Origin of the sequence: Marinobacter persicus, from assembly GCF_002934325.1 — a bacterium.
Taxonomy (GTDB): Bacteria; Pseudomonadota; Gammaproteobacteria; order Pseudomonadales; family Oleiphilaceae; genus Marinobacter; species Marinobacter persicus_A.
In genome coordinates this window covers 135,407-155,137 of the sequence record NZ_PTIV01000002.1, presented here as the reverse complement: position 1 = coordinate 155,137, position 19,731 = coordinate 135,407, and the positions used below count along the sequence as shown (strand labels likewise).

The following is a 19,731-nucleotide window of genomic DNA, read 5'->3' as shown; positions in this document are numbered from 1 at the left end:
GTTTGAGGAGTAAGCCGTGATTAGACGCTCAGAGTTTTTGAAGTCCGCCGTGATGACTGCTGCTGTTATCACAGCAGCGCCGTTTGCCCAGGCGGAACAGACCGATATTCGCGTTTCAGGCGGCTGGGGTCCCTATCCCCTGATGGTGATCTGGGCCAACGAGTATCAGAAAACCCATGACAACGTTGATATCACGGTCTCGGGTGGCGGCACGGGCAAGGGTGTGTCTGATGTGCTTAATGGCCAGTCGGATATTGGCATGATGGGGCGTGATCCCGCGCAGAAAGAGATAGATCAGGGCCTGTTTCCGATCGCCATTATCAAGGATTCGGTTGTGGGAACGGTGAACAGATCGAATCCGGCCTATAAGGAAATTGTTGAACAGGGGTTGTCCAGGGAGGATCTGAACGCGATCTTCAGTGGCCAGGTCACCACCTGGGGTGAGGTGGTTGGCAAGGATTTGAACGATGACACCATTGAAGTCTATGGTCGTTCGGACGCATCCGGCGCAGCCAAGACCTGGTTCAAGTTCTTCAGCGACGAATCCCAGTCGCATTTCCAGAACCTGGCGGATGCCAACTTCAACGGTGACCAGCCCGTGGCGGCAGCGGTGGCCAAGGAGCCCAACGCGATTGGCTTCAATAACCTCAACTTTGCCTTCAACGTGGAAACCGGTGAGTACGTGGGTGATATCCGCCCGGTGCCGCTGGACCTCAATGGCGACAATACAATCAGTGATGATGAATCCTTCTACCAGAATCGGGATGTCTTTCTGGCCGCCGTCGCCGATGGCCGTTATCCCTCACCCCCGGCACGCCGCATGTACGTTGCCGGCAAGGGGCCGTTCAAGGGGGAAGTCAAACAATTCGTGGACTGGATTCTCACGGATGGTCAGCAATACGTGGTTGAAAATGGCTACGTCAAACTGCCTGATGCAGCCCTGGAACACCAGCGCCGGTATCTGAACGATGGTGTGACAGCCAACAATCGGCAGCAGTAGGGGCGGCACGTGGCTGTAACGTCCCTGCGCTCCGGGCGCCGATTGCTTCTGGACAGCGCCACCAAGGCGCTGTTCCAGCTTCTGACCTGGGTGTGCATTGCCATATTTGTCGGGCTGGCACTGGTGCTGACTCAGCAGTCCTTGCCGGTATTGGCCGAGAATAACGTGGCGGACATCCTGTTCAGTGGTACCTGGGATCCGGAAGCCGGTCAGTTTGGTTTTCTGCCCGCCATCGTAGGCACCCTGATCACCATGTCCGTGTCCATGATACTGGTTGTGCCGATCGCCGTGCTTGCGTCTGTGTATATTGCGGAATACGCACGCGGTTCCATCCGTACATTGCTGTCGTCATCCGTGGATATCCTGGCCGCCGTGCCCTCGGTTATTTTCGGTCTGTTCGGGTTGCTGATTGTTGCGCCCCTTGTGGATGAAGTGATTGCGCCGCTGTTCGGGGCCGGCAGCACCGGCCTGGGCCTGCTCACGGCCAGCCTTGTGATTGCGGTAATGACACTGCCGATCATCATGTCGCTGTCAGTGGAATCTCTGGTCGCACTGCCGGATTCCCTTCGGGAGACGGTGCTTTCCCTTGGAGAAACCCGGAGTGGCATGGCTATCCGGATCCTTCTGAGGGCGGCAGGCCCCGGTATTCTCTCGGCTATTCTGCTCGGGCTGGGGCGGGCGTTCGAGGCCTCGATCGCCGTTGCCATGGTCATTGGTGGTAAAAACCTGATTCCGGACTCTTTGTTTGATGCCGGGCAGACGCTGCCCACGCTGATCGTGAACACCTTCGGCGAAATGATGTCTCTGCCGGAAACCCGTTCGGCACTGCTTTTTGCGGCGCTGGTGCTGTTTGTCGTGGTGACGGCCTTCAATCTGTTGGCGAGCTTTGCGCGTAACCGGCTTGAACGCCACTGGAGGTACCAATGAACCGCCGCTACGTTGAGCAATACCTGATTGAAACCCTGATCCGGCTGAGTGCGGTTCTGGTGGTGGGCGTGCTGGTGCTGATCATCGGCATGACTCTCTACAAAGGCGGGCAGGTGCTGATCAATCAGCCTTCCGTTGCCTTCACCGCGCCGGGGCCGCTATACCTGCTGGGGGGCTCCGGGGGATTTCTGCACGCCATTCTTGGCAGTTTTGCGATTGTGTTGCCTGCCACCGTGATCGCCACGGTGCTGGCCATTGCCTCGGGCCTTTACCTGCAAAGCGACTATTGCAGCGAGCGGTTCGCCCGCGCTGTCAATGTTCTTTTGTATGTACTATGGGGAACGCCGGCTATTGTCTACGGAGTGTTCGTGTTAACTCTGCTGATCATGCTGGAGAGCCGTTCCAGCCTGATCGCGGCGACCTTTGCCGTATCCCTGTTGCAGTTCCCGATCATCGCCCGGTTTGTCGATGAAGCCTTGAAATCGGTGTCGGCGGATCTGAAGGAAACGGTTTACGCTCTGGGGACGACGCGCTTTGAAACCCTCCGCCTGCTGTTGCGTGCGGCGCTGCCGGGCGTGGTAGCCGGTGTCATCATGGGCTTCGCCCGCGGGTTGGGAGATGGCGCGGCGGTGCTCTTTACCGCCGGTGGCGGCATTGAGATGCCCTCGGGTCTGAATGACCCAGCCACCACTTTGCCCATCCTGATTTTCCAGCAGGCGTCGTCTGCCTACCCGAGCGTGCGCGAGGATGCCTATGCTGCAGCCTTTGTGCTGATGATGCTGGTACTGGTGCTGGTGGCCTTTTCGAAATTCATTGCCCGTCGCTTTTCCCGTTTTGCCCAGGAGGATCACTGACACATGTCCGACACTTCGGCCATTCGAACCGAGAATCTCAACCTCTTTTACGGCCGGGATAAAACCAATCAGGCCCTTAAACAGGTGAGTGTGCGCTTCCCGGCGAACCAGCTCACCACTATTATCGGGCCTTCCGGCTGTGGCAAGTCGTCATTGCTCAAGTCCCTGAACCGTCTGCACGATCTCAAGCTTCACGCCCGGGTGGAAGGAGAAGTTTACGTCGGGCAGGACCCGATTTACCGGTCCCGCGAGCCGGTGCCGGATTTGCGCCGGCGGATCGGTTATGTCTCGCAGAAACCCACGGCGCTGCCCATGTCGATCTATCGGAACGTGGCTTATGGACCAAAGATCCACGGCCGCCCGTCCCGACAGGAACTGGATGAGCTTGTCGAACGGTCGCTGAGGAAGGTGAACCTGTGGGACGAGGTGAAAGACCGACTTAACGCGCCCGCCGCGGATCTGTCGGTGGGCCAGATCCAGCGCCTGAGCCTGGCCCGCTCGCTGGCCGTGGAGCCGGAGGTGGTGCTTTGCGATGAGGTAACCTCCGCCCTTGATCCGATTTCGTCGGAGCGAGTGGAGGAAACCCTGCTGGCCCTGAAACAGGATTACACCATTATCATGGTGACCCACCTGATGCCGCAGGTCCAACGCCTAGCTGACCACGTCGTTTTCATGTACCTGGGCGACGCACTGGAGCAGGGGCCGGCCAGCGAGGTACTGGATGCCCCCTCGTCGGAACGGGCGCGAGATTTTATCCACGGCCATGGTGGCGGGGCGAAATCGCCCTCCGGCTCGGTCAGGCTTGCCAGCTCCGGCTGAGGCCTTTTTACTGCACAAGAGGGTGGGTGGCCTGATCAAAAAGCAGGCACCACAGCCCCTTTGTACTTCTCGAGAATGAACTGTCTGACCGCATCTGAGCGGAGCTCCCTGGCGAGTTCCTGGATGGCTTCACTGTCCTCGTTATCCGGACGGGCAACCAGGTAGTTAACGTAGGGCGATTCGGCACCCTCGATAACCAGGGCATCCTGGGTGGGTTCCAGCCCGGACTCGAGCGCGTAATTGGTATTGATCAGCGCCAGATCCACCTGGTTCAGAACACGGGGAAGGGTGGCCGCTTCCAGTTCCTTGAAATCCAGGTTTTTCGGGTTTTCGACAACATCGCGGGCTGTTGCCGTAATGTTCGTCGCATCTTTGAGTTTGATGAGGCCGGCCCTCTGCAGAAGCAGCAGGGCCCGTCCACCGTTGGTCGGATCGTTCGGGATAGCGACGGTAGCGCCGTCGCGCAGCGCTTCCAGAGAATCGATTTTGCTGGAATAGGCACCAAAGGGCTCCACGTGAATGCCGGCAACCGGTACCAGGCTGGTGCCGCGGCCTTCGTTAAATTCATTCAGGTAAGGCTTGTGCTGAAAGTAATTGGCATCAAGCTGTTTCTGGGCCACCTGCACGTTGGGCTGGATATAGTCCGTGAATACCTTCACCTCAAGCTCAGCGCCCTGCCTGGCAAGTTCCGGTTTTACAAATTCCAGAATTTCCGCGTGCGGAACCGGCGTTGCCGCAACATTGAGTGTTGCGGCCAGTAATGCGGCCAGGCCGAGCTCATTCACGGCCCGGTCGATTTCTGCAATGGCTCCGTCCACGCCCTGAAGCACCGGATCCACCGATCCCACGCCCAGAAGCAGCTCCTGGCCTGTCACGATCTGGTAGATGTGGTCGTTGGGCAGGTGCTGGGCCGGCGTGTGCCGGCCAACCACCACGGCCCTTGTCAGACCTGCGTCGCGGACTTCGTCCAGAAATCCCTGTTCGGTCAGGGAGCGAGTAAAGTGCTGGTCGTCGCCCCGGGTACCCACCCGTCGGTTCAGCCAGCGGGCGGTTTCAAAGGCCTCGGTGCCCGGCGTGGCACCGAAAAAGTCGTGCAGGTAGGCCGGGCGGCAGCGCATGTCGATGACTTTCATAAGGCAAAACTCTTGATCGAAAAAATTACCGCAGTTGCCTGGCTCAGCTGGTTCTAGTGAATCTGTACGCCGGCATCGCGGAAGGCGCTTTCAGCGAAGCGCGCAGCTATACACTGGAGCAGGCCAGGCACTTGCAGATATTGCCGGGGAACTGGTGGACAGGCATTTCCCGAAGGGGGCGGCCATCACCGCCAGTGATCGCGGCGAGACCGCCATTGCCATCGCCGATGCCAAGGTCGCGGCTCATCATGCCGCGCTGGACATCAGTTCGCGCCTGTTTGACGTCGCCCCAACCACTATCCTTTCCCCCCTTCCCGGTCATGTGCCTTCGGTAGAAATAATTTGCTCGGACAATGCTCTCAATGCGGTCCAGCCGTAAGTGGCCGCATCGTGCCCGTCTGAAAACCTTATCCTTAGTCCGGTCAGGCCCAAAGGGCGGATATGGGTAATGGTCGTGGGGTTGGCATGGCGGGCGAGATCACCCTTCCTGCCCCGGCAGCTATCGCACTGGCAGTGGTCGCGCAACCTCTGTGCCGGAACCTGCACCGCGGATTCTCCCAGCCACCGGAGCACCAGCGCCGCTCCCAAATTGATGACCGAAGCCTCCAGGTAAGGATTTCCGGTATGTACGGGTTTTCCTGTGAGCAGGCGCTCAAAATGCAAAACACTCATTCGGCCCCCTTCCACGGTACCAGTCGGCGTTCGATGAACCGCATCAGGACATCGAACGCCAGGGCAATCAGTCCGATCACGACAATGCCCATAATGACGATGTCGGCATTGAGAAACTCCGAGGCGTTAAGCACCATAAAGCCCAGCCCGGGCGACACAACGATGATTCTGCTGGCCATAAGATCAATAGGCAGGCCGCAGCTTAAGGTTGTTTTGCGGGCCATGATTCAATTCCTCGACAGGTTGGCTTTCGTAATTGGTAGAACCCTATCAACCAGCCTGTGAGCGCCAAACCAAGAAAACCTGTAAAGCTTTGCGCAAAACGCGGAAAAGTAGTTTCCGCAGGCCCCGGACGCATGTATCCATAAAAAGGAATGTCGATCGAAGATAATCGGATTTGTGAGCGTGGTGGAGCGCGTTAACCTCGGGTCAGTCAATCACAACGACCTGCAAGGAAAATGACTATGGCTCTCGATATATTCTGGTTTCTGCCAACCTCGGGCGACACCCGCTATTTTGGTAAACCTGGCAGCGGCCGGCCGGCGACCAACCGTTACCTGCGCCGCGTCGCAACCACCGCTGAAGACCTGGGTTATGATGGCCTTTTGATTCCCACGGGGGCCAGTTGCAAAGATCCGTGGGTAGTGGCGTCCAGCCTCGCCCCGGTGACCAGTCGTATAAAACTGCTGGTGGCGCTTCGCACGTCCATTTCCGGACCAACGGCGTCTGCTCGTCAGGCTGCAACCCTGGATGAAGCTCTTGGCGGGCGATTATTGCTGAATGTGGTACCCGGAGGGGATGCCGCGGAGTTGGCCGCTGAAGGGGTGTATTACAGCCATGATGAGCGTTACGAGGCTGCCGGCGAATTCCTGAAGGTCTGGCGCAGCCTGCTGCAGGGGGAAACTGTCGACTTTGATGGCAAATTCCATCGAATTCAGGGCGCGAAAAACTATTTTGACCCGGTTCAGAAACCCTACCCGCCGCTTTATTTTGGCGGTTCATCCGATGCAGCCATCCGATTGGCTGGTGAACAGGTGGATGCCTATTTAACCTGGGGCGAACCGCCGGAATCCGTGGCTGAAAAGATCGAACGTGTCCGTGCCGAGGCCGCCAAACATGGGCGCACGGTGCGCTTTGGCCTGCGTCTTCATGTGATTGTCCGGGAAACCCGTGAAGAGGCATGGGCGGAAGCGGACAAGCTGATCGAGAACCTGGACGACGATACCATCGCCAAATCCCAGGAGAACCTGGCCAATATGGATTCAGTTGGCCAGAAGCGCATGCTGGCACTGCATGGTGGGCGCCGGGACAAACTGGAGGTCAGTCCGGATCTCTGGGCTGGTGTCGGGTTGGTTCGCGGCGGTGCTGGCACGGCCCTGGTGGGCGACCCCGAAACTGTGGCAAAACGCCTGCTGGAATACCGGGATGCCGGCGTGGATACGTTCGTGTTGTCTGGCTATCCCCACCTTGAGGAATCCATCCGGTTTGCTGAACTGGTGTTCCCGTTATTGCCGGGCAAACAGCCAGTTACCGATACGGATTTCCATACCGGCGGCGCGTTTGATATCCGGGCCGCAAAGGCCTCCGCATCCTGAAACTTTGAATCTCTCAGTGGTGTGCTCATCGTGGCACTCTCCGTTTGGCCGGACACTCGTTGTCCGGCCCTTTTTTTGTGCCTGACCGGACCAGAAAGCGCCTTATGAAAAAAAGCGCTTAGTAATTCAGTAAATATTATTCGGTTTGTCTTGCTGCCTGCCTTAGACTTCAAAGATATCATCGAATTTGTTTTTATTACTTTCTGGCGGTGTATCGTCAGGTGTTTTATCGTTGAGTAGGGAAAGCAGTCCGTGAATTTTCAGCAACTACGCATCGTGCGGGAGACCGCCCGGCAGAATTTTAATCTGACGGAAGTGGCCAATGCCCTGTTTACCTCACAGTCTGGTGTGTCAAAGCACATCAAGGATCTGGAGGAGGAACTGGGTGTTGAGCTTTATGTCCGAAAAGGTAAGCGCTTGCTGGGGCTGACCGAGCCCGGTCAGCAGATGCTGGTTTATGTGGAGCGTATGCTGATGGATGCCCGTAACATCAAAAACCTGGCCGAGCACTATCAGGAACAGGACTCCGGCGAGCTTACCATCGCCACTACCCATACCCAGGCGCGATATGCATTGCCCGAGGTGGTCAGTCGGTTCAAGCAGCAATTTCCAAAGGTGCGGTTGCGCCTGCATCAGGGTAGCCCGGATGAAATTGTCAGCATGCTGCTCAGTGGCGAGGCGGACATTGGCGTTGCCACCGAGGCCCTGGGCGATATTCCGCAGCTGGTGTCTTTCCCGTACCACCGCTGGCACCACGGTGTGGTGGTGCCTAAACTGCATCCGCTGACGGAAATAGAACGGCTGACACTGGAAGACATCCAGCATTACCCCATCATCACGTACCACGAGGGTTTCACGGGCCGGGCTTCTATCGAGAAGGCGTTTGCCACCGAGAACCTGCGGCCTGAAATTATCATGACCGCCCTGGACGCGGATGTGATCAAGTCCTACGTGGAATTGCGCCTGGGCATAGGCATCATCGCATCAGTAGCGTTTAACCCTGCCCGGGATTCGGGGTTACAGCTGCTCAATACCGATCACCTGTTCGAAGAAAAGCAGACACGAATCGGTATCCGTCGCGGCAATCTGTTGCGTAACTATGCCTTCCAGTTTATTCAGCTGTGCGCTCCGGAGCTGACCGAGGAGGTTGTGGCCGGGCGGTTGGCACTTCCTTCCGGTCGCTGAGCGGGCGTCGGCACCGTTGCCCGCTCCGTCGGTTTTCTAACAATGATATGAGTTTTTCTTGATTGGTTCCTCCTCCCCCCCCCTCACACACTGCTCTTTTTTCAGTAACTGATCAGCTGCGGCGACAGGCTTTGACTCTGGGCCACCAGTACCCTCGGCGCCGGCTCGCGGGAGGCTCTGGCGAGGTATCGCAACCCCTCAATCCACCGCTGGTGGCCGGATTCGGTATTGACATGGCCAACACCCGGTAAAAGCTCGAATTCGCTACCCCAGTGCAGGGCCAGGTCCCGTGCCCGGTTCGCCGATGCGGCCCGGTCGTTGGTGGAACCCACCACCAGGGACGGAAATGGAAAGTAGTCGTCGGGAATGGGCGCGAAGGGGCGCAGCGCATCGGGGGCGGAATCCCTTTCGGTATCCGCGGGTGCAACCAGCAGTGCACTTTTAATTCGATTGGCGCGTTCAGCACCATACCGACGTGACCAATGCGCCACCGCGACGCAGCCCAGGCTGTGTGCAACCAGCACGACCTTGTCTGTGGGGGCATTGCGAACATCCCGGTCGATGGCCTCAATCCAGTCTTCCGGGTCCGGCTGTGACCAGCTCGCCACATGAATCCGCTTGCTGTTGGGCAACAGAAGTTGCCAGTGGCTTTGCCAGTGGTGGGCGCCAGACCCGTTCCAGCCGGGAATGATCAGATAACCGATTTCCTCGGACATGGGGTTTCCTCCAATTCTGCCTGATTGTCAATGAGCTCACCTTACCGGTGTTGCTGGCGTGTACGAACCAACCATTTCTGAATTCATTATTCTGGAAACGCATAAAACCCAGGGAAAGTCGCGATTTCGGTAATAGATGATTTATTCAGAAGCTCTGCACGATAAGTTGGTTTGGGCCGACCGGAAGCGCTGGTAGCTTGGTCTCCACGAAACGGGGCTGATACCGGCCCAGAAATCATCGAACGGATGGAGATCACTGTTGTGGCTAAACAAACTTCACTGAGAAACAGACTACGGACCAGTCGCCGGGCATTTATCGGCCTGCTGGCATCAAGCGCTCTGCTGCTGACACCGCTGGGCGCCAGCGCAGAAGTAGAGGAAGACACCCTGCGCATCGGTTACCAGAAATACGGCACCCTGATCCTGCTCAAGGCCCGGGGCACTCTGGAGCCGCAGCTTGCCGAACAGGGTTTTGACGTAAAGTGGATCGAGTTCCCCGCCGGCCCGCAACTGCTGGAAGGCCTTAATGTGGGCAGCGTGGATTTCGGCACCACGGGTGAAACCCCGCCCATTTTTGCCCAGGCCGCCGGAGCGGATCTGGTTTATGTGGCAAACGAGTCACCCGCACCCAAGGGTGAAGCAATTTTGGTGAAAGCCGACTCACCGATTCAGTCCGTAGCGGATCTGAAAGGCAAGCGAGTGGCGCTGAACAAGGGATCTAACGTGCACTACCTGTTGGTGCGGGCGCTGGAAGAGGCCAATTTGTCAATTCGAGACATCAAGCCGGTCTATATCAAACCGGGCGATGCCCGCACGGCGTTTGATCGTGGTGATGTGGATGCCTGGGTCATCTGGGATCCGTACCAGGCGGACGCGGAAATTGCCGGCGCGCGCTCGCTGCGTGATGGCGAGGGGCTGGTGGATAACCACCAGATTTATCTTGCGTCCCGGCCTTTTGCCGAGCGGTATCCCGGCATCGTTAATGAGGTGATCGACTCATTGGCCGAGCTGGACGCCTGGGCCAAGGACCATCCGCGGGAAGTTGTCGACATTCTGCACAAGGAGACGGGTATATCGAAAGAATCACTCCGCTTGGCGGTTGATCGTTATGCCTACGGCGCGACCCGGATCACTCCACGGATTGGTGCAGCCCAGCAGACCATTGCCGATGTGTTTTACGAGCTGAACCTGATTCCCCGTGAAATCAACATCGACTCGGTGCTCTGGCAAAGTCCTGCGTCGGTTGCCCGTAACGCACAGTAAGCCGATCAGGAGGCAGAAGCGATGTCGCTATCCATACGTAACCGGGCACTGGCAGGCTTTCTGCCCTGGATCGTGCCAGTGGCGCTGCTACTGACCTGGCAAACCGGGGCGCAGCTGGGCTGGATTACCGCCAGGGTACTGCCGGCACCGACGGATGTCGTGGCCGCCGGCTGGCGCCTGACGGCATCGGGGGAGCTCTGGTTCCACCTGAAAAGCAGTTTTGAACGTGCCGCCATTGGCTTTGTGATCGGTGGTGGCCTTGGCCTGGCCCTGGGGTTTGCCACCGGGTTGTCCCGCTGGCTTTCCCTGCTGCTGGACAGCACGCTGCAGATGGTGCGGAACATTCCGCACCTGGCGTTGATTCCGCTGGTGATCCTGTGGTTCGGAATTGATGAAACCGCGAAAATTTTCCTGGTGGCCCTGGGCAGTGTGTTCCCGATCTACCTGAACACCTATCACGGTATCCGCAACGTGGACACGCAATTGCTGGAGATGGCCCGGTCATACGGCGTCAGGGGCTTTGCGCTGTTCTGGCATGTGGTGTTGCCGGGCGCCTTGCCATCGATTCTGGTGGGTGTGCGGTTCGCCCTCGGCTTCATGTGGCTGACGCTGATTGTCTCGGAAACCATTTCCGCGACCGACGGCATCGGGTACCTGGCGATGGATGCCCGGGAATTCATGCAGACGGATGTGGTGCTGGTCGCCATCCTGCTTTACGCCGTACTCGGCAAACTGGCGGATATAAGTGCCAAGGGGCTGGAACTCTGGTGGCTGCGCTGGCACCCGGCTTATCAACGTGGACAGGGGGCTTGAACATTATGGCGAAACAGGCACCGGCCAAGTGGGGAGTGGGTATTACCACCCGCAACCTTCAGAGGCAGTTTGGCGATCTCAAGGTTCTGAAAGGCCTTGATCTGGATATTCAGGCGGGCGAGAGCCTGGTCATTATTGGGCGAAGTGGTTGTGGCAAGAGTACGTTGCTACGGCTGCTGGCGGCGCTTGATGAGCCCGACGGTGGAAAACTCGACTTTGTTGGCGAATCGGAAGGATCGAGAGATCACAGTGTCCGGATGATGTATCAGGAGCCTCGCCTGCTGCCGTGGAAAACCGTGGTCGAGAATGTGGGAATCGGCAGTGTGGAGCCCGTCGAAGCAAAATTTGCCTTGCATGAAGTCGAGCTGGACAGCAAGGCGCAGAACTGGCCGGCAAGCCTGTCTGGTGGCCAGAAGCAGCGCGTGGCACTGGCTCGGGCACTGGCTCACCGTCCGGAATTGCTACTGCTTGACGAGCCTTTGGGGGCGCTGGATGCGCTTACCCGGTCCACCATGCATCGGCTGATCGAAAGCCTCTGGCAGGAGCATGGCTTCACCCTGGTAATGGTGACTCATGATGTCAGCGAAGCAGTTATGTTGGCGGATCGGGTAATCGTTCTTGATGACGGTGCTATTGGCCTGGACATCAACATCCGGTTGCCAAGACCCCGGGTGGCGACCGACCCGATATTCGTGGGCTATGAGGCCCGCTTGCTTGAATACCTTACCGGGGTGCCGGTGGAACCGGCAGACAAGAGCCTGCCCAGGCATAAGTGGGAGGCCGCAAGGCCAGATTCCGGCTATCTGGCCATTTCCAATTGAATTGATCAATCTGAAACTGATTTACAAGAGTGAGAGGAAACCAACATGAGTATTCAACAACTGAACCCCCGTAACCAGTTCCGTGGCCAGGTAGTGGCCATTAATGAGGGCCCGGTGCTGTCCGAGGTCGATGTGGAAACACCGGGTGGTATTGTCACCTCGGTGATTACCACTCGCTCTGTAAAAGAACTCGGTCTGAAAACAGGCTCGGATGTGCTGGCTTTCGTCAAGGCAACAGAAGTGGCATTAGCGAGACTGTGACGATTCTGTTCTTTACGTTTCAGGCAAGGCTTCCGACATCTTGTCGACCAGTTCTATAAGGCTGTCGGAGTTGAACCCGGGTCTGCGCATGGCGGGGTGGTAAACGCTGTCCTGCCGGCGCACCCAACCCGCGAGCATGCCCGCGTTCATGGCTCCGTTTGTATCCCACGCATGGGCGGCAATCATCGCCGAACGTGCGGTTTCGCCCCCCACGCTCCGGACGGCTTCCTGATAAACGGTTTGTTTCGGTTTCCATTGGCCAAAGGCGTCGATTGAAACAACGTGATCGACCAGCTCGTCCAGCGCGTTTCTAGTGATCAATGCCTCGGTGTTGCCTTTTGAGCCGTTGGTAAAGAACACCACGTCCATTTTTCTGGCCTTGGCCAGCGCCAACGCTTCCCGGACATCCGGGTGGGCGTCGAGCTGCCCAAACACCGGCAAAATCCGCTCTATCGCTGACGCAGTCGAGGAAACGCCAAAGTTGGTCAGCACAACCTCCAGCGTCCCCCGGGCCACGTCGATGAAGGGCACATAGGTACCGGTGGCGGATACGGCAAATGCATCCCGTAGCAGTTGAGCGAAGAACAGGTCTTTGGTGTGTTCGGGCAGGCCGAGCGACTGGAAGGCATTGGACAGGCCCTCCAGGGAAAAGATGGTTTCGATAACGTCGAAGACAAGTACGGGCTTTTCAGGATTCATCATCAGGCCTCCAGGAAAACGATTACCTGCTACCTTACTCGGTTATGAGCGATTGCTCAAAAAACGGGCTCCATTGTTTCCTTATCCCGATAAATGACCGTTACTGTCGAAGGTGGAGCCAGCGGGCAAGCCTTGACTCCGGGTGTCGGCTGATGGACCAGGGCAGCCACGCCATCACGGCCAGAATAGCCAACCCCGCCACCACCGTCAGTACCGGGTTTAGTTCAAAGGTGGTACCAAGACCGGCAAAAACCATCGTCATGGGCAGCATGCCAAAGAAGGTTGCAAGCGCAAAACGCCAGGTATGAATGGCCGTAACGCCCGCGGCATAGCTGATCAGGGCGAATGAAAAGATGGGAATCGCACGGGTCAGGAGAATGGCGATGGTCAAAAAACGTTGAGAGCCGCCTTCCGCGAGAATCGGATTATCTGGGAAGTGGCGAAGGATGGCGTCTCGGCCCAGCAAGCGAGCGATCCAGAAGGCCAAAAGTGCCCCCAGCAGGGCCCCGGTGGCCGCGATGAGTGTTCCTTTTATCAGGCCAAACGCCAGCCCTGCGGTCGCACTGATTGGCAAGGTTGGAATAGGGCCGACAATCACGGCAATGACCATGAGCAGCATCAGCAGCGCTGGCCCTGCCGCGCCCTCCTGGTTCAGCCAGTCAGTCAGTGTTTGGGAAGTCAGGCTCGCCGGCATGCCCAAAGCTTGTAACAGCCACCATGCGGCTGCGAGAGCCAGAATCACGATGGCCATTATGGATGCTCGAAAGATCATTAAGGAATTCCTGGTTTGGGATTCTCCGCAGCCCATGACGAGCATTGTACCCGCCCCTTGGACACTTTCGGGATCAAGTTGTTACAGACCTGATAAACGGAACCGGGGCGTTTGTGGCGGAAATGTCACCGTTGGTTGTAACAGTTGCCATTGTCAGGTGTCTGTCGGGATGAACGCCAGCAATAGCCCGGCAACAGCAGGCAATGGACAACCGGAACGGAGAGTCGGAACCATGACACGGCACTACTGGATGGGTGGCAACCGCTCCTATGAGCAGGATCGCTTTTTCGAAGCGTCCCTGGACAAGGCGCAATGGCAAAGGGCAAAAAGCGCGGAAGACTGGCAGGCTTGCTGGTACACCGGAATGCCGGGCCCTGAATATTTCGAGAAAGTGGGGCCAGAGCGCAAGATCAACCACATCCCCGGCAATAACGTCCTGACGGTCAAAAGTCGGCTTTACCGAAGTGTGATGGACCTGAAAGACCGGGTCCAACGCCAGGAAAAAGGCGTCGGCCCCCGGACCCGGCGGCTGGATTTTATGCCCCATGTCTACTCCATGCCCGAGGATTACCACTACTTCCAGCAGGCTGCGTGGGAAAACCCGGAAAAGCGCTGGCTTTTAAAGCCCAAGAATGCATCCAAGGGCAAGGGGATCCGGTTGGTCGATGACCCCGCCAATGTGCCCATGGACGCCTCCTGGCTGATACAGGAATATCTGGAACATCCGCACACCATGCACGGCCGCAAATATGTGCTGCGCCTGTACGTACTGGTTTCTTCCGTGACCCCCTTCCGGGTTTACGTCTATCACCAGGGTTTTGCCAAGCTGGCCTCCTTGCCCTACAACGATGAAAACGCCAGCAACCCCTACAGTTACCTGACTAACCCGGATATCAACGCGCTCAATCTTGAGGCCGAAGTGCCGGTGGAGTTCGTCGATTTCGACCGCTACCGGGCCTGGCTGCGTGAGCAGGGGCATGACGACCAGGCCCTGTTTGCCCGCATTGACGATGCAGTGGCGTTGACTTGTCTGGCCGCGCAGGAGCCCATGCGTGAACGGTGCCGCGCCATTGGCGCCGATCCCCGGGGCTGCTATGAGCTGATGGGTATCGATTGCCTGATTGATGAGGACCTAAAGCCCTGGGTGCTGGAGTGCAACCTCAGCCCGTCCCTGGAAGTGTGTGCCGGCCCCGAAAGTGGCGGTCGGATTGAGGAAACCATCAAGGGCGGCCTGGTGGCCGATCTCGTGGAACTGGTGGGATTGAATCGGCCCATCAAAGGCGAACCGGACCAGTCCCCGGAGCAACAAGTTATTCAGCAGACCCGCGAAGAATTAAGCCGCAGTGGTGGCTTCAGAAATCTGATTCCGGGTGTGGCCCCCTCACGCTACCTGCCGTACATGGCCCTGCCCCGCCTTGAGGATTGGGTGTTGGCTCAGTCCCTGTCGGGGAAACCACTTCCCCAACCCGCTATGGAGCGATGGGTGGCCGAAGAAATGGTCACCGATGAACAGGTCCTGCTCTACGACACCCGCCTTGGTCATTTCAGCGCCCTGAATGAAACCGCCTCGGTAATCTGGTTGATGGCGACGGAGGGTGCCGGCCCGGACGCAATTGCCTCGACATTGCTCGAATCCGCGCTCCACACCCAGGCCGGCCCGCCGGACGCCTGGCCTATTCGCCAACAGGTCTGGGATACGCTGGCGGATTGGGCTGGCAATCGTTTCCTCGTGCAAGCCAGTGACAGTCAATTCGGTGACGGGCAAGGCGAACAGGCGGCCCGTGAAGAACGTCCTCAACTGCCGGTTACCTGGCTATCGACGGTCCTGCAATCCGGTCGTGCCATGGTGCGCTTGCAGGTCGACAGCATGCCATTGCGTGAGTACATCCACCCAATGATCGAGCGGTTCCACGTAACGGAGCATCCTGCCCCGGACAGCCTGCCCGAGCTTTGCATCGTTCGGGATGCCCCGGGCTACACAATGATTCTGGATGGCGAGGTGGTGGTCTCCCGGCGGCCGCTGAGCGCTATGTCCGAAGCGCTGTTCACCTGCCTGATGCGCGAGGCGCCTGGGCCAGGCGATATCGCCATGGATGCCAGTGTGCTGTTGATGCCGGGGGTGGCAGGCCAGACGGTGATGGTTGCTGCCGGAGGACAGGGCCTGCAGGAAAGCCTGTCCAGTGCATTGCAAGCCACCATTGGCCGTGGGCTGTTGCTGGGTGCCTATGATCGCGTGGAACCACTGGCCACGCCGGCTACCGGTGGGTCGTGCTTTGTCTCTGCCATCCTGATTCCCGCGCCCTTGCCGCAGAACCCGACGACCAGGATCGTCGCCCGCCGCCTGACCGTTGGCGAGGTACTCCAACACATGCTTCCGATCTGTTGTGGGGTTGGTGGCCGACCCCTGAGCGCCGGTGAGTTTACGGCCCTATCAAGCTGGGTTGAAGCCCGGGAGTGCTGGCTGGTCGATTGCCGGGAGCCCGGTGCCGCTGCAGAGGTTCTGGAAAACATCGTGAAAACAGGAGGTGGGCACCATGACTTTGCCAGACTGGAAGGCTGAGGAGTTTGTCAGCCCCATTATCGATGAAAACATGCATACCCTTGCTCAGCTAACCGCCTTTCTTGAAAGCCTGGATGATGCTTTGTACCGGGGCGTCTCCGGAAATCGCGGTCAACACAGCATTGGCAAGCACGTTCGGCATGTTATCGACCATTACCTCACGTTTCTGGGACTGGCGGGCAAAGGTGCCGACGAGGCGCTTGACTATGAACAGCGCCAGCGGGATGTAGCGCTGGAAGAGGATCGGGAGTCCGCAATCCATTGCCTGGTGGGCCTGGCCCGGGAGCTGTCAGGAATTCTGCGGGATAAACCAGTGAAGCCGTTTGTGCTGAATCATAACAGTGAGGGACATCACCAGTTATTTTCGAGCAGTGTCGGACGGGAACTGGTCTTTCTGGCCAATCACACTGTGCACCATATGGCCATCATCGGTTTGCTTGCAGAGCAGGCTGGCCAGCAGGTGGATGAGAGTTTTGGTGTTAACCCTTCAACCCTGCGGTATTGGGCTCAACAGGAAGAAAAAAACGGTGGGAGTAAAAAGAGCGCCTGTAACAATGCCGGTAGTGGGGTGTCGGTGTCTTGAGAGCGGGCAACTTTGCTCTCGTTTCGACAACAACAGGATGATCGGAGGACGATATGGCCGATGACAAACGAAAGGACCTATTGCGAAAACTGTCCCGAAATCTGGTGGTCACCGTGCCCATGATGACGGTGGTTGCGGTGGCCGGTTTCAGTGACAGCAATGCTTCTTCATTCAGCTTGATTCCTTCCGCCGAGGCGGCCCAGGGAGAGGCTGAAGGCTACGGTGAAGCCGAGGGCGAGGCCCAGGGTGAAGCCGAAGCAGGTCAGGCGGAAGCTGAGGGCCAGGCCGAAGGGGAAGCAGAAGGGCAAGGTGAAGGAGAAGGAGAGGCAGAAGGCGCCGCCGAGGGCGAAGGTGAGGCGGAAGCCGAAGGCTCCTCCGCCAGCCTGAAAGATGCAGTGAGCCGCCCCGAGGGCTACACCCCTTATCAGGGTAATGTGGCCAAGCTTGTGGCACAGGGTGAAAAACTGTTCAACGACAAGACCCTGTCCTCGAACGGGTTGTCCTGCGCCACCTGCCATGCGAACGGGGCCGGTTATTCTGCCTCCTTCAAAAACGACTACCCCCACCCTGTGGCCATGGCCCAGAGGGATTTCGATATGGATGAAGTGTACCTCGATGAAATGGTGCAGATCTGTATGGTCGCCCCCATGGCCGCCGAGCCACTTGACTGGGATGGTCAGCAACTGGCGGCGCTGACCGAGTTCATGCGCCAGGAACAGGAGGCATTCAAAGGCCGATAGAGGGGTATTGTTGCGTTGTTGTGCTCTTTGGCCCGCTTCTGACCCCGAGCGGGCCTTTTTTTAGGTGTGGTGACCACCTTGTAACAAATAGCAACGTCCTGTGTCTGTTGGATATCACTTCCCGGAGGATGGGGCTCAGGTATGAAAACGGTTGTTGAAACGCAGGACGCACCCGCTGCTCAGATCCAGGGGTCACAACAGGCAACAGGGAAGGCCCGTGGGTTGATCGGATGGTGGAAGCGCTTTGTCGGCTGTCGGCTGTGTCGCAACCTGACCGCCGCTTCCTTCTTTGCCATCCTGCTGATTGAAATGGTCATCCTGATTCCTTCCTACCGGAATTATGAACAAGATCTTTTACGCCAACGGGTGGATGTGGCTGCCCAGGCATTAACCACTCTGCTGACCCAGACGGAACCGGGCGGGCTGTCCGAAAACGCTCTGCAACGTCTGATGGCGCAAAGCCCTCTGGAAGGCATTGTTATCAAGGGTGAAACCCAGGACCTGGCCACCGGGGCTGCGGTTGATAACCCGGGCCCTGCCAGCGGTGAGCTTAGAGATCAGGCCCGCACGGCGTCGGGCAATTTGGCCGTGAACTGGCCCTCGGGTGTACTGGCACCCGGCTATCGGGTTCAGGGGCTTGTCAATATGAACCAGATCCCCGGCGAACTGGTGGCTTTTGTGTTCCGGATCCTGGGGCTCTCTTTGCTCATTGCCGTCTTCGTCACCCTGGTGGCCATGGCAGTGGTGGACCGGATGATGCTGTCGCCACTGTTGCGATTGCGCGGCAGGATCAGTCTGGCCGGCGACGATGCCGAACACCCGCTTGAATATGTCCGAGCCCCGGAACGGTGTGACGAGTTCGGTGAGGTGGAATCGGCCTTCAACGACCTGCTTCGCCGTAACGCTTCCTATCTCTCTCGTTTGCACGAACTGAATAGTGAGCTGGATCAGTTGCTGGATGAGCGCACCCGGTCCCTGCGCCGGACCGAGCAGGAGCTGGAAATCCGCACCCTGTACGATCAACTGACGGGACTGGCCAATCGAAATCTGTTCGAGGAACAACTGGAGCGGTTCTTCCGGTTGCCGGCGGCCCAGCATCCGGCAACGGAGGCGCTCATGGTGGTCGGGCTGAACGATTTTCAGACCCTAAACGGTCTGGCGGGCCACGACATCGGTGACCGGGTATTGCAGGAAGTCGCCCGGCGGCTGGCGGGTTTCAGCTCGGATCATGGCCATGTGGCCCGGTTGGGCGGCGATGTGTTCGGGTTGCTGGTGCAGGGTACGGACCACGAGCCCGTCGAAACCCGAATCTCGAAAATCATCGAAGCCTGCGAGGCACCCGTTGTCATTAACGGGCACACCCACGAGTGTGAATTCAGCGCCGGCGTGGCGGTGGCGCCCCTGGACGGGCAGGATGCCAGAACACTGCTCAGTCATGCGGAAATCGCCATGCACCGGGCGAAGAAATCCTCCGGCACACAGGTGCAGTTCTTTGCCTCGGAACTGGGGGAACAGGTACAGCGCCGCAAGGCTCTGGTGCGGGATCTGAAAGTGGCCGTGGAGCGCGAGCAGCTTCAGCTTCATTACCAGCCCCAACTGGATGAGGCCCGACGAATTGTCGGCTATGAAGCGTTACTTCGCTGGCAACGCCCGGCCCAGGGTTTTGTCTCCCCTGGAGAATTCATCCCCCTGGCGGAGGAAACCGGGCTGATACGGCAATTGGGTGACTGGGTCCTGGAGCAGGCCGTGGCGCAATTGTCGGGTTGGGTCGCCGAAGGCTTTAAGGGCCGTGTGGCGGTCAATGTTTCGGCCGTGCAACTTAATGACCCGACCCTGAGCCAGCGGATTGCCGAGCTGCTGCAGCGCTATCGAGTGGAGGCCGGGCAGTTGGAACTGGAAATCACCGAGACCGCGTTGATGGAAAACATTGATTGTGCGCTCTCCACCCTGAGGCAGTTCCGGGCGCAGGGGTTGCTCGTGGCCGTGGACGACTTTGGCACCGGCTATTCTTCCCTGGCGTATCTGAAAATGCTGCCGGTCTCGCGCATCAAGATTGACCGGGCCTTTGTGACCGGTCTGCCGGGCAATCACCAGGATGCGGCCCTGTGCCGCAGCATCATCAGCATGGCCCACAACATGGAATGCGAGGTGATTGCCGAAGGGGTGGAAACCGAGGCCCAGGCCACCTGGCTGACAGGGGCGGACTGTGACGAACTGCAGGGGTTTCTGTTTGGTAAGCCCGCTCCGGCACGGGACCATGCGGCCCTGGCCCGGAAATTTTAATCACCCGTCAAATGCTGAAATAACCCACGGAGGAA

Annotated in this window: 21 protein-coding genes; 14 read left to right on the top strand and 7 right to left on the bottom strand. The window is 58.3% G+C overall.

The window, feature by feature from the left end; genetic code table 11:
* The first annotated feature begins 16 nt into the window (after positions 1 to 16).
* Genes BY454_RS01900 through BY454_RS01885 form a run of 4 tightly spaced genes read left to right on the top strand, consistent with a single transcriptional unit; the run spans position 17 to position 3,600 of the window.
* The gene (locus BY454_RS01900) at positions 17 to 1,000 is read left to right on the top strand and encodes a PstS family phosphate ABC transporter substrate-binding protein (RefSeq protein ID WP_219820593.1); all 984 of its coding nucleotides are present in this window, start codon (positions 17 to 19) and stop codon (positions 998 to 1,000) included.
* 9 nt (positions 1,001 to 1,009) lie between these two features.
* Positions 1,010 to 1,927 carry a phosphate ABC transporter permease subunit PstC gene (pstC, locus tag BY454_RS01895; RefSeq protein WP_104414932.1) on the top strand — a complete coding sequence of 306 codons (918 nt, stop codon included), beginning with the start codon at positions 1,010 to 1,012 and terminating at the stop codon, positions 1,925 to 1,927.
* The gene (locus BY454_RS01890) at positions 1,924 to 2,781 is read left to right on the top strand and encodes a PstA family ABC transporter permease (RefSeq protein WP_104414931.1); all 858 of its coding nucleotides are present in this window, start codon (positions 1,924 to 1,926) and stop codon (positions 2,779 to 2,781) included. The genes pstC and BY454_RS01890 overlap by 4 nt, the downstream gene beginning before the upstream one ends.
* A 3-nt stretch (positions 2,782 to 2,784) precedes the next feature.
* Complete coding sequence (locus BY454_RS01885; RefSeq protein ID WP_104414930.1) at positions 2,785 to 3,600, top strand: phosphate ABC transporter ATP-binding protein; 816 nt, start codon at positions 2,785 to 2,787, stop codon at positions 3,598 to 3,600.
* Between the two features lie 35 nt (positions 3,601 to 3,635).
* Here BY454_RS01885 and BY454_RS01880 read toward each other — a convergent pair whose 3' ends face one another.
* From BY454_RS01880 to BY454_RS01865, 4 genes are all read right to left on the bottom strand, one after another.
* Positions 3,636 to 4,406, bottom strand: a complete 771-nt coding sequence (locus BY454_RS01880) for a MetQ/NlpA family ABC transporter substrate-binding protein (protein ID WP_104415009.1) — start codon at positions 4,404 to 4,406, stop codon at positions 3,636 to 3,638.
* A 433-nt stretch (positions 4,407 to 4,839) separates the two neighbouring features.
* Complete coding sequence (locus BY454_RS16745) at positions 4,840 to 5,055, bottom strand: hypothetical protein (RefSeq protein ID WP_146082676.1); 216 nt, start codon at positions 5,053 to 5,055, stop codon at positions 4,840 to 4,842.
* Positions 5,052 to 5,405, bottom strand: coding sequence for a DUF971 domain-containing protein (locus tag BY454_RS01870; RefSeq protein ID WP_104414928.1), 354 nt, complete (start codon positions 5,403 to 5,405; stop codon positions 5,052 to 5,054). Before BY454_RS01870 ends, BY454_RS16745 begins: the two co-directional genes overlap by 4 nt.
* Positions 5,402 to 5,629 (bottom strand): hypothetical protein, encoded by a 228-nt coding sequence (locus BY454_RS01865; protein ID WP_104414927.1) that lies wholly within the window; start codon positions 5,627 to 5,629, stop codon positions 5,402 to 5,404. The genes BY454_RS01870 and BY454_RS01865 overlap by 4 nt, the downstream gene beginning before the upstream one ends.
* Before the next feature lie 240 nt (positions 5,630 to 5,869).
* On the opposite strand from BY454_RS01865, the gene ssuD reads away from it, so the two are divergent.
* Together ssuD and BY454_RS01855 are read left to right on the top strand one after the other, a co-directional pair.
* The gene (gene ssuD / locus BY454_RS01860) at positions 5,870 to 7,000 is read left to right on the top strand and encodes an FMNH2-dependent alkanesulfonate monooxygenase (RefSeq protein WP_104414926.1); all 1,131 of its coding nucleotides are present in this window, start codon (positions 5,870 to 5,872) and stop codon (positions 6,998 to 7,000) included.
* A 252-nt stretch (positions 7,001 to 7,252) separates the two neighbouring features.
* The gene (locus BY454_RS01855; RefSeq protein ID WP_104414925.1) at positions 7,253 to 8,185 is read left to right on the top strand and encodes a CysB family HTH-type transcriptional regulator; all 933 of its coding nucleotides are present in this window, start codon (positions 7,253 to 7,255) and stop codon (positions 8,183 to 8,185) included.
* Positions 8,186 to 8,286: 101 nt separating this feature from the next.
* Here BY454_RS01855 and BY454_RS01850 read toward each other — a convergent pair whose 3' ends face one another.
* A complete protein-coding gene (locus BY454_RS01850; RefSeq protein WP_104414924.1) occupies positions 8,287 to 8,901 on the bottom strand; it encodes an RBBP9/YdeN family alpha/beta hydrolase in 615 nt (204 codons plus the stop codon).
* A 321-nt stretch (positions 8,902 to 9,222) separates the two neighbouring features.
* On the opposite strand from BY454_RS01850, the gene BY454_RS01845 reads away from it, so the two are divergent.
* The 4 genes from BY454_RS01845 to BY454_RS01830 are packed head-to-tail and all read left to right on the top strand — an operon-like array spanning position 9,223 to position 12,059.
* Positions 9,223 to 10,164 (top strand): sulfonate ABC transporter substrate-binding protein, encoded by a 942-nt coding sequence (locus BY454_RS01845; RefSeq protein WP_258075530.1) that lies wholly within the window; start codon positions 9,223 to 9,225, stop codon positions 10,162 to 10,164.
* A gap of 21 nt (positions 10,165 to 10,185) precedes the next feature.
* Positions 10,186 to 10,977 (top strand): aliphatic sulfonate ABC transporter permease SsuC, encoded by a 792-nt coding sequence (gene ssuC / locus BY454_RS01840; protein WP_104414922.1) that lies wholly within the window; start codon positions 10,186 to 10,188, stop codon positions 10,975 to 10,977.
* A 5-nt stretch (positions 10,978 to 10,982) separates the two neighbouring features.
* Positions 10,983 to 11,798, top strand: coding sequence for an ATP-binding cassette domain-containing protein (locus BY454_RS01835; RefSeq protein ID WP_104414921.1), 816 nt, complete (start codon positions 10,983 to 10,985; stop codon positions 11,796 to 11,798).
* Between the two features lie 45 nt (positions 11,799 to 11,843).
* Entirely contained in the window at positions 11,844 to 12,059 is a 216-nt protein-coding gene (locus BY454_RS01830) for a TOBE domain-containing protein (RefSeq protein WP_104414920.1), read from the top strand.
* Positions 12,060 to 12,071: 12 nt separating this feature from the next.
* Here the strand turns inward: BY454_RS01830 and BY454_RS01825 are convergent, their stop codons facing one another.
* On the bottom strand, positions 12,072 to 12,761 hold the full coding sequence (locus tag BY454_RS01825) for a haloacid dehalogenase type II (RefSeq protein WP_258075522.1): 690 nt from the start codon (positions 12,759 to 12,761) through the stop codon (positions 12,072 to 12,074).
* Positions 12,762 to 12,858: 97 nt separating this feature from the next.
* Positions 12,859 to 13,530 carry a TVP38/TMEM64 family protein gene (locus BY454_RS01820; protein WP_104414919.1) on the bottom strand — a complete coding sequence of 224 codons (672 nt, stop codon included), beginning with the start codon at positions 13,528 to 13,530 and terminating at the stop codon, positions 12,859 to 12,861.
* A gap of 232 nt (positions 13,531 to 13,762) precedes the next feature.
* On the opposite strand from BY454_RS01820, the gene BY454_RS01815 reads away from it, so the two are divergent.
* The 4 genes from BY454_RS01815 (at position 13,763) to BY454_RS01800 (ending at position 19,696) form a co-directional block, all read left to right on the top strand.
* The gene (locus tag BY454_RS01815) at positions 13,763 to 16,090 is read left to right on the top strand and encodes a tubulin--tyrosine ligase family protein (RefSeq protein ID WP_258075521.1); all 2,328 of its coding nucleotides are present in this window, start codon (positions 13,763 to 13,765) and stop codon (positions 16,088 to 16,090) included.
* Positions 16,065 to 16,673, top strand: a complete 609-nt coding sequence (locus tag BY454_RS01810) for a DinB family protein (protein WP_104414918.1) — start codon at positions 16,065 to 16,067, stop codon at positions 16,671 to 16,673. Before BY454_RS01815 ends, BY454_RS01810 begins: the two co-directional genes overlap by 26 nt.
* 53 nt (positions 16,674 to 16,726) lie before the next feature.
* On the top strand, positions 16,727 to 17,413 hold the full coding sequence (locus tag BY454_RS01805; RefSeq protein ID WP_104414917.1) for a cytochrome c peroxidase: 687 nt from the start codon (positions 16,727 to 16,729) through the stop codon (positions 17,411 to 17,413).
* A gap of 141 nt (positions 17,414 to 17,554) precedes the next feature.
* On the top strand, positions 17,555 to 19,696 hold the full coding sequence (locus BY454_RS01800; protein ID WP_104414916.1) for a putative bifunctional diguanylate cyclase/phosphodiesterase: 2,142 nt from the start codon (positions 17,555 to 17,557) through the stop codon (positions 19,694 to 19,696).
* Positions 19,697 to 19,731: the final 35 nt, after the last annotated feature.

Bases quoted from the DNA above. Each gene is read 5' to 3' on its own strand.
- BY454_RS01850 (WP_104414924.1), bottom strand. From the start codon at position 8,901: ATGTCCGAGGAAATCGGTTATCTGATCATTCCCGGCTGGAACGGGTCT.
- BY454_RS01870 (WP_104414928.1), bottom strand. From the start codon at position 5,405: ATGAGTGTTTTGCATTTTGAGCGCCTGCTCACAGGAAAACCCGTACAT.
- BY454_RS01890 (WP_104414931.1), top strand. From the start codon at position 1,924: ATGAACCGCCGCTACGTTGAGCAATACCTGATTGAAACCCTGATCCGG.
- BY454_RS01830 (WP_104414920.1), top strand. From the start codon at position 11,844: ATGAGTATTCAACAACTGAACCCCCGTAACCAGTTCCGTGGCCAGGTA.
- ssuC (WP_104414922.1), top strand. From the start codon at position 10,186: ATGTCGCTATCCATACGTAACCGGGCACTGGCAGGCTTTCTGCCCTGG.
- BY454_RS01865 (WP_104414927.1), bottom strand. From the start codon at position 5,629: ATGGCCCGCAAAACAACCTTAAGCTGCGGCCTGCCTATTGATCTTATG.
- BY454_RS01820 (WP_104414919.1), bottom strand. From the start codon at position 13,530: ATGATCTTTCGAGCATCCATAATGGCCATCGTGATTCTGGCTCTCGCA.
- BY454_RS01815 (WP_258075521.1), top strand. From the start codon at position 13,763: ATGACACGGCACTACTGGATGGGTGGCAACCGCTCCTATGAGCAGGAT.
- BY454_RS01885 (WP_104414930.1), top strand. From the start codon at position 2,785: ATGTCCGACACTTCGGCCATTCGAACCGAGAATCTCAACCTCTTTTAC.
- BY454_RS16745 (WP_146082676.1), bottom strand. From the start codon at position 5,055: ATGACCGGGAAGGGGGGAAAGGATAGTGGTTGGGGCGACGTCAAACAG.
- BY454_RS01800 (WP_104414916.1), top strand. From the start codon at position 17,555: ATGAAAACGGTTGTTGAAACGCAGGACGCACCCGCTGCTCAGATCCAG.
- BY454_RS01810 (WP_104414918.1), top strand. From the start codon at position 16,065: ATGACTTTGCCAGACTGGAAGGCTGAGGAGTTTGTCAGCCCCATTATC.
- BY454_RS01835 (WP_104414921.1), top strand. From the start codon at position 10,983: ATGGCGAAACAGGCACCGGCCAAGTGGGGAGTGGGTATTACCACCCGC.
- BY454_RS01805 (WP_104414917.1), top strand. From the start codon at position 16,727: ATGGCCGATGACAAACGAAAGGACCTATTGCGAAAACTGTCCCGAAAT.
- ssuD (WP_104414926.1), top strand. From the start codon at position 5,870: ATGGCTCTCGATATATTCTGGTTTCTGCCAACCTCGGGCGACACCCGC.
- BY454_RS01825 (WP_258075522.1), bottom strand. From the start codon at position 12,761: ATGATGAATCCTGAAAAGCCCGTACTTGTCTTCGACGTTATCGAAACC.